This window comes from candidate division KSB1 bacterium (assembly GCA_022566355.1).
GTDB lineage: Bacteria > Zhuqueibacterota > JdFR-76 > JdFR-76 > DREG01 > JADFJB01.
The window spans coordinates 1-12,316 of record JADFJB010000132.1; the positions used below are offsets into that span (position 1 = coordinate 1).

13 protein-coding genes are annotated in these 12,316 nt (G+C 40.2%); 3 read left to right on the plus strand and 10 right to left on the minus strand.

The annotated features are described in order from the left end of the window. Nucleotides 1-223: 223 nt before the first annotated feature. From ilvA to IIC38_17590, 8 genes are all read right to left on the minus strand, one after another. On the minus strand, nt 224-1,186 hold the full coding sequence (ilvA, locus tag IIC38_17555) for a threonine ammonia-lyase (protein MCH8127737.1): 963 nt from the start codon (nt 1,184-1,186) through the stop codon (nt 224-226). 34 nt (nt 1,187-1,220) lie between these two features. Further along, the gene (locus IIC38_17560; protein ID MCH8127738.1) at nt 1,221-2,519 is read right to left on the minus strand and encodes an amino acid permease; all 1,299 of its coding nucleotides are present in this window, start codon (nt 2,517-2,519) and stop codon (nt 1,221-1,223) included. A gap of 120 nt (nt 2,520-2,639) precedes the next feature. Further along, nucleotides 2,640-2,858 (minus strand): hypothetical protein, encoded by a 219-nt coding sequence (locus tag IIC38_17565; protein MCH8127739.1) that lies wholly within the window; start codon nt 2,856-2,858, stop codon nt 2,640-2,642. Between the two features lie 42 nt (nt 2,859-2,900). Further along, complete coding sequence (locus IIC38_17570; protein ID MCH8127740.1) at nt 2,901-3,152, minus strand: PIN domain-containing protein; 252 nt, start codon at nt 3,150-3,152, stop codon at nt 2,901-2,903. Then, the gene (locus tag IIC38_17575; protein MCH8127741.1) at nt 3,046-3,300 is read right to left on the minus strand and encodes a PIN domain-containing protein; all 255 of its coding nucleotides are present in this window, start codon (nt 3,298-3,300) and stop codon (nt 3,046-3,048) included. The genes IIC38_17570 and IIC38_17575 overlap by 107 nt, the downstream gene beginning before the upstream one ends. Next, a complete protein-coding gene (locus IIC38_17580) occupies nt 3,297-3,524 on the minus strand; it encodes a hypothetical protein (protein MCH8127742.1) in 228 nt (75 codons plus the stop codon). Before IIC38_17580 ends, IIC38_17575 begins: the two co-directional genes overlap by 4 nt. Nucleotides 3,525-3,630: 106 nt before the next feature. Further along, entirely contained in the window at nt 3,631-4,302 is a 672-nt protein-coding gene (locus IIC38_17585) for a nitroreductase family protein (protein MCH8127743.1), read from the minus strand. A gap of 20 nt (nt 4,303-4,322) precedes the next feature. Then, nucleotides 4,323-5,540 carry a geranylgeranyl reductase family protein gene (locus IIC38_17590; GenBank protein MCH8127744.1) on the minus strand — a complete coding sequence of 406 codons (1,218 nt, stop codon included), beginning with the start codon at nt 5,538-5,540 and terminating at the stop codon, nt 4,323-4,325. Between the two features lie 368 nt (nt 5,541-5,908). Here IIC38_17590 and IIC38_17595 point away from each other — a divergent pair, with 368 nt between their 5' ends. After that, entirely contained in the window at nt 5,909-8,098 is a 2,190-nt protein-coding gene (locus IIC38_17595) for a T9SS type A sorting domain-containing protein (GenBank protein ID MCH8127745.1), read from the plus strand. A gap of 91 nt (nt 8,099-8,189) precedes the next feature. Here IIC38_17595 and IIC38_17600 read toward each other — a convergent pair whose 3' ends face one another. Both IIC38_17600 and IIC38_17605 read right to left on the minus strand, forming a co-directional pair. Further along, nucleotides 8,190-9,920 carry a hypothetical protein gene (locus tag IIC38_17600; GenBank protein MCH8127746.1) on the minus strand — a complete coding sequence of 577 codons (1,731 nt, stop codon included), beginning with the start codon at nt 9,918-9,920 and terminating at the stop codon, nt 8,190-8,192. Nucleotides 9,921-10,473: 553 nt separating this feature from the next. After that, on the minus strand, nt 10,474-10,821 hold the full coding sequence (locus IIC38_17605; GenBank protein MCH8127747.1) for a hypothetical protein: 348 nt from the start codon (nt 10,819-10,821) through the stop codon (nt 10,474-10,476). Between the two features lie 154 nt (nt 10,822-10,975). Here IIC38_17605 and IIC38_17610 point away from each other — a divergent pair, with 154 nt between their 5' ends. Together IIC38_17610 and IIC38_17615 are read left to right on the plus strand one after the other, a co-directional pair. Further along, nucleotides 10,976-11,551, plus strand: coding sequence for a sigma-70 family RNA polymerase sigma factor (locus tag IIC38_17610; protein ID MCH8127748.1), 576 nt, complete (start codon nt 10,976-10,978; stop codon nt 11,549-11,551). Next, nucleotides 11,548-12,045 (plus strand): hypothetical protein, encoded by a 498-nt coding sequence (locus IIC38_17615; protein MCH8127749.1) that lies wholly within the window; start codon nt 11,548-11,550, stop codon nt 12,043-12,045. Before IIC38_17610 ends, IIC38_17615 begins: the two co-directional genes overlap by 4 nt. Nucleotides 12,046-12,316: the final 271 nt, after the last annotated feature.

Genomic DNA, 12,316 nt, shown 5'->3' on the forward strand with positions numbered 1-12,316 from the left:
CAGAGGGTTACCTACTTTTCAAACGTAGCTATATCTCTTATATCCTTTTTAGAAATTTCCGGCACAGTCGCATTTTGTTAAGGATAGCCAACAACCAAAATCAAATAAGGCCGTTCGTTTGAGGGTCTTTTTAGAATTTTGTTGAGGAATGCCATAGGACTTGGGGGTGTGAGTAAGGCTTACCAGTCCGGCATTGTGAATGGCTGTAATTAACATTTCATCCTCAATTCCACGTCATATTTTGCAGCGCAGATAAATTCAGATTACCACCACTAAGAACACAAGCGACTTTGCTGCCGGCAGGCGGCTTGATATCTTCAGTCAACAAAGCGGCTACGGTAGAAGCGGCAGCGCCCTCTGCCACCAGCTTGCATCTTTCCATAATCCAGGGAATAGCATCGAAAATCTTTCTTTCATCTACGGCAACAATTTCATCCACAAAAACCTTACAGATTTCGAAATTATATTTACCGACTGTTTTGACGGTAAGACCATCGATAATGATAGGGATTTCATCGAGTGTTATAATTCGCCCTGCTTCGATACTGCGTTTCATCGCCGGTGCATGCGCCATTTCTACACCGATAACTTTTACTTTCGGGTTGATTAATTTAACGATTTGCGCACAACCTGAAATCAGACCGCCTCCGCCTATGGGCACAATGAGCATATCAAGGTCGGGCACATCTTCGATTGTTTCATAGCCGACGCCGCCCTGGCCAGCTACCAGCAAAGGATCGTCGAACGGATGAATATAGGTCAGGTTATGTTCTTTCTGCAGTTCCAGAGAATGAGCATAGGCATCATCCCAAATTTTGCCGTGCAGCACCACTTCGGCGCCATAAGCACGGGTAGCGCTTATTTTGGCTTCGGGAGCTCCATGAGCCATCACCACAGTCGCTTTAACGCCAAATTCTCTCGCAGCACGCGCCACACCTTGAGCATGGTTGCCTGCCGATGAACAAATTAGCCCGCGGTCTTTGGCTTCCTGGGACATGTGGGCAAGCACATTAAGGGGGCCTCGTACTTTATAGGATCCGGCCTTCTGAAACATTTCAGCTTTCAAATAAACATCCGCGCCGGTGATCTCACTTAAGGTGGTAGAATGCATAACCGGCGTGCGGTGAATATAGCGATGTGCATTTTCACGAGCGATGTCAAAATCGGATTTCGTTAGATATTTCATTGGCCAACTCCTTTAAACCGCTTTAGCAAAACCGCTAGGCGCTTTTCTTTCTCAAAAAATTAGTTACTAAATAGATCAAACTTAATAGGACAAGAAAAATCAACATTGCAGTGAGCTCGTTGGCTGGTAAATTCGACAGAAACCAGAGAATTGCAGCCGTTGAAAAAACCGGTACGGCATATCCTCCCGGAATTTTGAAGCCTCCCGCTTCATCTTGTTTGGTTACTCTGTATTTGATCACTGCAAGAACGACACCGAGGTAAATCAGCAAATAAGAGGCACTTGCTAAGATCGCAAGCTGCTTAAACTCACCTGTGCACGCAAAAAAGCATGCAAGTGTCGCATAGCCAATAATTGCAACATGCGGTGTTGAATAACTGGAATGGATTTTTGCAAGATTTTTTACAGGGATAACATTATCTCGTGCTGCTGCGAATAAGATTCTGGGCATGTTCAGAACCATGCCGCTTAGATTCCCGAACATAGAAAAGAATGCTCCAAAAATGACAAGCGTTGCTCCAATTGGGCCGATCATATTTTTACCAACTTCCGCCAGGGGGGCATCCTTAAAATCGGCTAATGACCCACCCAACACTCCTTGTGCTGAAACCTGGATAAGCATATATAAGGTGACGACAATGAGCATACTTAGCATAATTCCTTTGGGAATGGTCTTTTTAGGATTTTTAATCTCCCCACTGACATTCAAACTTGTTTCGGCTCCGATAAATGCAAAAATCAGGATGAGAGACACTTCGCCGAGGTCCAGTAAAGAAGGAGTCACTGTCCAGGTGAGATTCGAAGGCGAGAACCAAATCCAGCCAAAAAGGGCAATGAAAAGCAGGGGTGTCAGTTTGGCGATGGTATTAAATTTTACCAGCAGCATTCCTTTTTTAATTCCCCGGACATTTAAATAAGCAAGACCTGTGAACATAGTTATAAAAAACAGCACTCTTATCCATTGCGTTTTAAAAACCGGAATGAAATAAGATATCGTATCGGCCAAAGCATTTGCAACAGCCGCATTGGCCATGATTGCAGCAACAATAAAAATGTTCGTGGTAATAAAACCTGCATATTTGCCAAAAGCAACTTCTATATAGGAATAGGCGCCGCCTGTAATGGTAATCTTACTACCGATTTCTGCGAAGCAAAGCATAATTAGCATAATGAGAACACCACATATCAGGTATGCCAGAATACTGGCTGCTCCTAATCTTGCCGCAACAATTGCCGGCAGGACAAATATACCTGCCCCAATGATAATGTTTATGGAGTTTGAAGCCAAACCCCAAACTCCAATTTCTCTTCGTAAGCCGTCGTTTTCAGTCATGAGCACAATTGTCCTTTTGCGTAAGGCAAGGTTAATTGTTTGTTTTCATATTATTTCTACTTGATTCTAATTCTGTTCTTTTCAAGCTGTCTAAGAACTTTACTGTATTTAGAAATAGGGTTAACATGATTTGTGTCCCTTGCAGTTTTTTTCTCGCTTGCCAACGTATTGTTCGCTTTTAACCGGATCGATCTTAACCAGTTCGGGATCGCTGAATTCTCCCGTCGTAAGAATCACATCCGTATCGATTGTGATGTTTTGGACAATACTTTTTTCGGAAGGCGGTAAATAATAATAGTAAATGCCTACTGAACCAAGAATAAAGAAAAATAGAATCAAGCATTTTATTTTTAAATAGCTTGTCGTGTGAACGCAAGTTTTCTACACATCCTTATATGGTAGCCGATGCTGTTTTATCTCGTCCTTTAATTGTTCAAATTCAGGATCTTTATGCACGATAATTGCTTTATGTATTTGTGCCAATCCAGCGATACAACAGTCTGCGAACGACATTGATTTGCTTGCTTTAATCTCTCCTATTATTTTCGCCATATCTGGTTGTAGAGGCTGCTGTTTTATTGGAAGACCATCGATTAGATGCAGTCTTTTTTCCTTGTTCTCGGAGGGAGATATAGTAAAGTTCGATAGTACTGATTACGGAAATAAATATCTGAATTTTGCTTTCGACGGCATCAAGAAGGAGTTTTTCTACATCTTCAACGCCAGCTTCGTTCTCAATGAAAGTTAGTATTGCGGATGTGTCCAGAATATAGTTCTTCATTCTAGTTTGTCTTTCTGCCTTTCCTCTAGAAGAACAGAAACAAGATTTCCATTTCCGGAACCTTTAAGTTTTTTCATTACTGAAATCGTTGTTTTCCTTTTCAGTATCTCCGCATTTGCTTGTTCGTCTTCAAAGGTAACGGATAGCTTGGTGTCAGCCGGAAGTTTAAGAGAACGAAACAGTGATTTTAATTCGGATAGAGTAATAGTTGAAAGGTTCGACATATCTTTTATCTCCAATGAGTTTTGTTCACTGCAATATAAACAAAACGTTTGAAAAATGAAACTGAATCTTCACATTTGGTTCTAATAACCAGCTCCGAAGGCTTATTTACTCTTCAAACGTTGCTATATCTTTTAAATCTTTTTTAGAGATATCTGGAACAGTCGCATTTTGTTCAGGGTAGCCAACGACCAAAACCAAATAGGGCCGTTCGTTTAAAGGTCTTTTTAGAATTTTGTTGAGAAATGCCATAGGACTGGGAGTGTGGGTAAGGCTTACAAGGCCGGCGTTATGAACCGCAGTAATCAGGATGCCGGTTGCAATTCCGACGGATTCCGAAGCATAGTAATTTTTAATTTTCCCGCCATCCTCCGTCAATTCGTAACTCTGTGCAAAAATGACAATAAGGTAGGGCGCGGTTTCCAGGAACGGTTTTTCTGCCGTGGTGCCAAGCGGGGCCAATGCTTCCAGCCATTCATTTGGCGCACGTTTGGTGTAAAACTCGTGCTCCTCCTTTTCTGCCTCTTCTCTAATTACCTTCTTGATATCCGGATTACTCACAACGACAAAATGCCATGGCTGCCTGTTGGCGCCATTAGGAGCTGTTCCTGCTGCAAGCAAGCATTGCTCGATTACTTCTCTTGCAACAGGTCGGTCGGAGAAATCACGAACCGTCCGCCGTTTTTCTAAATTTCGATAAAAATCAGCCGCACGTTTTTTCATTTCTTCCGGGGGATATTCCTTATAAGAAGGCAATGGGATAAATGGATATTTTGGCATGGAATTCCTTAATTCTCGTTTCAAGCAAAAAATAAACGCCAAATTGTTTTTGGGGTTAAAAAATCTTGCTTTGATGTTTGACCTACCAGCATATCGGCTATCCAATCTGCAAAATATTTACTTTTGTTACAACGCCTTAGTAAAAGATTTAACAAGAGGTCATATTTGAGAAGTCGCTGCAATTTATAACTCAAACGCATGGTATCACCCATCTCCTGCCAGACCCGATCTTGATAAACTTGAAGTTGTGATGCACTGTAATCCTCTCCTTTGCATACATCGGCTAAAACTTCAGCCGCTATTTTCCCCGAATGCATGGCATTCCCGATCCCTTCTCCGGTAAATGGATCGATGAGTCCCGCAGCATCGCCTAGCAGTATAAATCCATCTCCAAAAGCCTTTCGGATTTTGCTGCCCAATGGTAAATTTGAACCGTCTATATCGCCTATTAACCGGGCGTCGCTAAATCGCTCACTTAGAATAGATGATTTTGTAATTTGAATATGGGCTTCTTTTAAATTGATTTTCCTGGTCTTAAGCTCTGAGTGGAGCATTCCTAATCCTACATTGGCCGTGCCGTCTGCAAGAGGAAAAATCCAGAAATAACCAGGCACATAATCCTTAAGCAAATGAACTTCGAATGATGAATCAATGCCCTTTATTCCCTGGTAATAGCTCCGGGTTGCAACAACCCAATGATCCAGGTCATGTTCCCATAAATCGGTTTTGCGTGAAATAATAGATTTAAAACCATCCGCCCCTATAACCACCCGGGCAGAATAGGTTTCGTAACTGCTTTGATTATTTGCAGCCCCCACAATTCCATTAACCTGGCCATTTTGCTGCAGGACATCCGTTACGGAAAAGTTTTCTTTCGTGGTGACTTTTTCTTTAGCAGCTTGAAATATAACATCATCGAAATCTGTCCTGCGACAAACATGGCCAATCATACCGTTGTTTGAATTTGAGCATTTTATTTCGGCTATATTCCCGTTTGGGGACGAGAGAGTAACACCATACATGCTGGACTTAGGCTTTGCTTTAAATGGTTTGACTAAACCAAGTTCTTCTAAAATGGTTAAGCATTTACCTGGTATGGCATCACCGCAGATTTTATCACGCGGGAATTTTTTCTTATCGACCAACAATACTTTTAATCCGGCTCGATGCGCATATAGTGCACAGGTTGCTCCTGCGGGACCGCCGCCGACGATAATAATGTCAAAATCGTATTGCATTTAGTTTAATCCCAATCATGAGTAAAGGAGAGTGAGGTATAGTTTTCTTATTTCGGTCGAAACAATAATCTGGTTCCGTCGATTAAGAGATTTCATTGCAATGTACTCATTAAAACTATATGGGTTTCCAATTCAAAATCAAGCCATTTTTCACTGTATTTTTCTTAAATATTTTGCAGTTATTAAATATTTTTAATAAACACAAATCCAACTTATTCCCTGGATTGGGATTTACCGCTGCTGTATTTTAATTTTATCTGGTGCTCAAAACCAGTTTTATCACTCAACATTTTTAACTTTATTTAATAATTGCATAGAAAATGAATAGTTTTGGGTTGAGTTAATTTAATAGTATTTTGGAGGTATTTATGGTGAGAAATATAAGGTCTACCAAACGATCGATTTTTATATTTGCTGTGATTATGGGATTGTTTGGTTTTACAAATCCCGGTATGACCCAATTAAGTTTGGTTTCATCAACACCATCTGATGGAGAAACCAACGTAGGTACTGTCGCCACTTTTACTTTCACATTTAGCGAAGCATTGGATACCACAGCCAGGTTTGAAGAAGGGCCGGATTTCCTTCCATTTTTGGCTTTAGAATTATATCCGGATTCCGCAGGAACGCCTGAAAATATTATAATAAGCGTTGATTTAAAAACCATAACTCTCGTAAATATGCCCCTGATAACAGACACAAGATTCTTTCTCTTTTTGTCCGGCGCCAGAAGTAGCGCTGGAGAAGGATTAGATAGGCCCTATGCTATAACATTTACTACTGGCAACAGCCTCCCAACGGCCACTGTATCCGGAACCATAAATTATACGGGCGGTGATGCGAGTGGGACGGCAATTGCTCTTTTTCAGCAGGCTCCTTTCTCAGACGATGATGGAGGGATTTTAGCGGGAGGAGTCGTGCCGATTGGATCATTTAATTTGGGGCATTTCACAACTTTAGGGACGGGAGGTTTTACTATTAATTATGTTCCAGCCGGGGAATATGTGGTATTGGCGTTTAAGGATGTCAATATGGACGGCGAACTTGAATTGATAAACGATGCTTTTGGCGGATATGATTCGAACTCGGATAAAGTTGCCGATTTCATTACAGTTGGAGATGGAGCCACTATAAGTAATATAGACATAGATATAAATATCATTCAAACGGCAACCGCTGGTGAAAACTCTGCTACTTCTGAAACCCTTGCGAAAACCCAAGCCGCCGACGCCGTATTAACCGCTGTCTTTGGAGGGGATCTCTCACCCAATGGGGACGGTTTGGCGCCAATCTGGAATTACTTATATTACAGTGCGAATGAGGATAGTCTTTTTAGTGTCGTATCTTTCGTAGATTTGTTTTTTCTGGATCCATTTGTGTTTGGAGATGATGGAGATGACGGCCTGCAATCTATTTTTAATACTCCTTTACCAGATAATTGGATTGACTCTGATTTAGCGGCGGATTCGGCATGGGCGAATGGCGGCAGCGAGTTTGTTAGCTCCAATCCGGATCTTGAGATTAGCGTTGGTTTGTTCAATTTACCTTTGTCTGATCCAGGAATGTTAAAAAATTCTCGAAATTGGCGGAGTAATTCCCAATATAAAGATCCGAATTATCTTAATTATTTTAAAAAAGTTAGCGCAGATACAGACACTGTTGCTGTTTGGTTTTTTTCATTTTATTCAGATTCTACTAATCAATTCTTTGGGATTGGGGTTGATGCACTCACGGGAGCAACAATAGATTTTGGCCAAGGAACTGGGCCTGTTTTTCCAACCACAGCAATTGACAATTTAGATGCCGCCAATAATGAAGCTCTAAATTGGGCATCAGATGCTGTCCTTATTTTTGTGGGAAATTCATTTCTTGATTTAACTCCCGATGGATTTTCTACATTTTGGTCATTTTCTTACTATGCTGCCAGCAAAGATTCAATTCGGACTTTCACAATGGCCTCAGGCTCTGTAGCTATGGCAGAATCAGCATCAAAAGATAACGCGAACTCATTGGATGCATTGCCTGCCAATTTCTGTAACAGTACGGAAGCATTAACATTAGCCGAACAAAATAGTGAAGATTTCCGCAACGTTCATCCAAACACTCTTGTAAATGCTACCTTGTCCCGGGGTCAACTTCCAGGAGATTCAGCGGTAGCTGTGTGGAAAATTTCTTATTTTTCACCTGTAGATTTTGCATCATTGGAATTATTCATTGATGCAGAAACGTGCAACATTGTCACGGATGTGGAAGAAAATTCGGATATAACTGGAATTCCATCTAAATATAATTTGGAACAGAACTACCCTAATCCCTTCAATCCGGAAACGGTTATAAGCTATCAGATTCCCCAATCCGGCCAAACCAAGCTAACCATTTATAACCAATTGGGGCAAGTCATGCGAATTCTGGTAAATGACGTAAAGTCAGCCGGCCAGTATAAGATTTTGTGGAATGGGCTGGATCAAAATGGCAACCAGGTTGCAAATGGCGTGTACTTCTATCGTTTGGATTCAAATGTTTTCACACAAACCAGGAAGATGGTTTTAATGCGGTGAGGTTTGTCACTTTAATTAAAACCAAAAGCCCGGTAGACTTTCAGTTTACCGGGCTTTTTTCATTTCAACAATGAAAAGTATATAAGAGGTTTTATTCTTTCACCAAATTCAACGTAATACCCCAGCCCTTGGGATGATGCGGCGGCCTGGAATTCCAATCGCGATATGAATGGGAACCATCGGTTTCGTAATAAACAGTATAATCTCCCTTTTTGAGGAAAATTGTATCATTGAACATGCGATTTTTACTGGCTCCTCCGGCATGTTCGGTTTTCCTGTAAGTCATTTCCCAAACGATTTTCCCGGTCTCAGCATTCTCAATCCAGCCGTAATCATGCATACTACCGCCGCTGCCTTCACCAACGGCATAGATGTGAATTTCACTATCCTGGTCAAGAGAAAATCTTTGCCGTTCATATTCATCGTCCCTAACCTGATCGATTTTCACCAGAACATCTCCGGCATACTCGTCTTCGTCATACTCGGAAACTTGACCAGGATCGAAGTTTTTGTCCATGGCCATTAGTGTGATTCCCCACTTTTTGCGATCAAAAGGAGCTGCCGAATTCCAATCACGATAGGAATGTGAACCGTCGGTTGTATAATAAACAATGTAATTGCCCTTATCAAGCTGAATCACCTCGTCGGAAAGTCTATTCTTGCTGGCGCCGCCGGCATGCTCTGTATTTCTATATCTCATTTTCCAAACTTTCTTGTGAGTTCTGGCATTTTCGATCCAGCCATAATCATCCATGTCGCCGTCACTCCCTTCTCCCAGGGCATAAACACGAACATTCATATCTTTTTTCAAACTAAATCCCTTGGACTGATATTCATCATCCCGCATTCGGGTAAGCTCTACGATAACATTTTCCATGGGCGGATCTTCGTAATCATAAGTTGACGTATAGCTTGTCATTGATGGGTCTTTAGCATGAATTGTGATGCCCCAGAACAAGGCGTCATAGGGTGGAGGTGAATTCCAGCGCCGATAAGAATGTGAACCGTCGGTCACAAATATTACCGCGTAATTCCCGGCTGGCAGGGTAATAACTTCATCTGCCATGCGGTTTTTCTCCGCTCCTCCGGCGTGGTAGGTGTTGTCATAGTCCATTTTCCATACTTTTTCCCGGCTATCGGCATCGATGATCCAACCGTAATCATAACTGCTGTCATCACGGATTTCTCCTACCGCGTATACGCGCAAATCCATCTCACGGTCGAGAGTAAATCCCTGCTTTTCATAGCGATCATTCCGCAATGAATTTAATGCGATGATCGCATTTTCGTTAATTTTGTCGAGGTATTCATTAATATCGTTTTTTGATAATTGTTTACCGTTGCCATAAATGTTAATACTGAACCTTCCATATTCATCTTCCCAATCGTCCCGGTTAAAAATTCCATCAAAGATAACATGGAGTAAATCACCTACGCCATTAATTTGTACATCACTGTAATAAGGAAATGATGAATAATAGAGTTCATATTTGCCTTTTTTGAGTTTAACATTTTCATCGAGTTCTATTTCTTGATGCCTTCGCCTTTTGGGAAAATAATCAGACATTTCCCAAACAATATCTCTTGAATCCGATTCAATAATCCATGCGTTTGTTAGAAAAACATTGCGATTTCTTCTGCTCTCGGTATAAAACACGGTTGCTTTGATTTGTATCTCCTGGTCTTCATTTAACTCGAATCCGGAATACCTGACTTTTTCAGGGCGGATATTGTTGATTTCAACGAGGAGATCTTGTGCATTGGTATTGTGAACGCAGAAGATAAACAATAACAAAAGAAAAGGTAATATAGATTTTTTCATGGTCTTGCCTCCTTACCCTTGGATTTCCCTCAGGGTAATTTTTTGAAATTACGCATTAATTTAGTTTTAGGATTAAAAAACATCGTACTGAATACGTTTTGAGGTGTTAAATGTTACAGTAAAATGAACAAATTAAAGCAAAATATAACCACGAAGAACACAGAGATCACGAAGGATAAAAATCTTTAAGCCAAGTTGTATTTTTAACTTTGGTTCTTTTAATCATTATTTTTGATAAAAAAATAATGCTTTTATAATTAGCCTGGATAATTCATGAACCTTATCACTGTCATCCAGGAGGGATCTATTTAGCCCTTTATTTTATACTTACAATTATGCTTTTTAATTTTATGGAAATAGATCCCGTCGCGCGACGGGATGACACTTTTGAAACTTCAAGCTTAATACTTTAATTCATGAATTATCCAGGTTAGTAAATTTTCTTTGTGTTCTTTAGTGGTTTATAAATGTTTCCAACCAGGTTAAAAAAGGCCATTGTGCAAAAACACACTCAATGGCCTCTAGCAAATGCTTTTAGGAATCGTTCTTTATCCTAAGTTGCCTCTTCTTGGCTTTGGCTTTTTGCGATAAAGTAATAGATGAGAAAAGCCAAACCGGCGAAAATAAACATCAAACCAACCAGCGTTTCATCTGTAACGCTGCTAAAAACTTCAGGCACCATGAGTGCCAAGCCGATACCAACCAACGCCATTCCCCATTTCATGGATGACAGAGGCTGACCGGAGGAACTCACATTGGCCAAATACTTGATGTCTTCTTTCACCAGGCCTTTGTCTATTATTTTTCTTCGCAGCCAGTTATCAGAAATAATCTTAATAATAGCCACAAAAGAAAAAAAGACCACAGGCACGATGATGATCGGGATGAGATTGTCATTCATTGTTAACTCCTTTCATGAATTTTTCATTAATTTTATTGCGCCTTTTGTTGAAACATGTGACAGGGGCTTTTTAAAAAATGTTGCAACTTAAGGAGAAAGTTCTTTCATTGCAACATTTTTTTTAGTATTCTGTCATATACTGGTGAGGAAGAAAATGAATTTAGATACGAAGCCATTAATAGAAAAGAGTTTAGCCGGCGACAGAAATGCCTTTAAAGCATTGATAGAAGCGAATCAGCGGTTGGTGATGCATGTTGTATACAAAATGGTTTCTAATCACTCGGATGTTGAAGATATTTGTCAGGATGTATTTGTGAAAGTTTACCAAAATTTATCCAATTTCCAATTCAATTCTAAACTTTCCACCTGGATCGCGAAAATTGCATTCAACACAACGATTAACTTCCTGGAAAAAAAGAAAGTACCTTTATTCGACGATTTTTCTCCTGAAGATGTGACACTGGATCATCTGTCCGGAAATGGTACTTTGCCTGACGAATTCTCCGAACAGGGTGAGTTAGGTAGTATTTTGCAAGGTCAAATCGATAACTTACCTGTTCAGTTTCGCACTATACTGACTCTGTATCATTTGGATGAAATGAGCTACAAAGAAATTGGCAAAATCATGGATTTACCGGAAGGCACCGTGAAAAGTTATTTGTTTCGGGCAAGGAAGTTATTAAAAGACAGTTTATTGTCGAAGTACGAAGAAAAGGAATTAGTTCAATGAAGCATTTAAATGACGAACAGATCCAGAATTACCTGGATAGAAACTTCACTGATAAAACCCAGGCAATCCTGGAACATTTAAAGATTTGCGAATATTGCCGGACGAAATTAGAGCAGTATAGAGAGATCTATGGAGGATTGAAAAAAGAAATCAATTTTCAATTATCCGGAGATTTTTCTGAATCTGTGCTGGCAAAATTGCCTTTCGAGAGCGAGAGCAAAACTTCCTTTTATTGGATGATGGTATTAGTATTTGTGGGGATGCTGTTGGGTATAGGATCGATGTTCTTTTTTATCGATTTAAAACCTGTTGTCGATCAACTGCTATCGTTAAAATTGTTTGAGTCTTTAGCTCCTGTGGTAACCTGGCTGCAGCCTATTTTATCGGGGATAAATATCAACCTGCTTTTCTTCGCTGGGTTTTTGTTGATTTTGTTTAGTCTCGCCGATCGGATTTTTGTGCAAAAGAAGTTGGGGATGCATTCTCTAAAGTGACAAAGTGACAAAGGCACCCTTCGACGGAGTTTATCTTGAGCAAGGTCGAAAGGCTGTTATGTAAAAAGTCAAGGGATTTTATCAGATGCCAGCAAAACTTAGGCATAGTAACTCTTTTCTTACTTTAACAGAAGCAAGTTTAAAAGATTTTTTTTGAATTACTTCTCATCTAAAAAAGGAAGTGATTCAAAAAAAATTAGATTAATTTAAAGAACAAATAACAGAACAAAACAAAATACAAACACGCTGTTATAAACAGACATCCCTTTTC

Excerpts from the sequence above, each read along its gene's own strand:
- ilvA (MCH8127737.1), bottom strand. The coding sequence starts at position 1,186 with ATGAAATATCTAACGAAATCCGATTTTGACATCGCTCGTGAAAATGCA.
- IIC38_17560 (MCH8127738.1), bottom strand. The coding sequence starts at position 2,519 with ATGACTGAAAACGACGGCTTACGAAGAGAAATTGGAGTTTGGGGTTTG.
- IIC38_17575 (MCH8127741.1), bottom strand. The coding sequence starts at position 3,300 with ATGAAGAACTATATTCTGGACACATCCGCAATACTAACTTTCATTGAG.
- IIC38_17580 (MCH8127742.1), bottom strand. The coding sequence starts at position 3,524 with ATGTCGAACCTTTCAACTATTACTCTATCCGAATTAAAATCACTGTTT.
- IIC38_17585 (MCH8127743.1), bottom strand. The coding sequence starts at position 4,302 with ATGCCAAAATATCCATTTATCCCATTGCCTTCTTATAAGGAATATCCC.
- IIC38_17590 (MCH8127744.1), bottom strand. The coding sequence starts at position 5,540 with ATGCAATACGATTTTGACATTATTATCGTCGGCGGCGGTCCCGCAGGA.
- IIC38_17595 (MCH8127745.1), top strand. The coding sequence starts at position 5,909 with ATGGTGAGAAATATAAGGTCTACCAAACGATCGATTTTTATATTTGCT.
- IIC38_17600 (MCH8127746.1), bottom strand. The coding sequence starts at position 9,920 with ATGAAAAAATCTATATTACCTTTTCTTTTGTTATTGTTTATCTTCTGC.
- IIC38_17605 (MCH8127747.1), bottom strand. The coding sequence starts at position 10,821 with ATGAATGACAATCTCATCCCGATCATCATCGTGCCTGTGGTCTTTTTT.
- IIC38_17610 (MCH8127748.1), top strand. The coding sequence starts at position 10,976 with ATGAATTTAGATACGAAGCCATTAATAGAAAAGAGTTTAGCCGGCGAC.
- IIC38_17615 (MCH8127749.1), top strand. The coding sequence starts at position 11,548 with ATGAAGCATTTAAATGACGAACAGATCCAGAATTACCTGGATAGAAAC.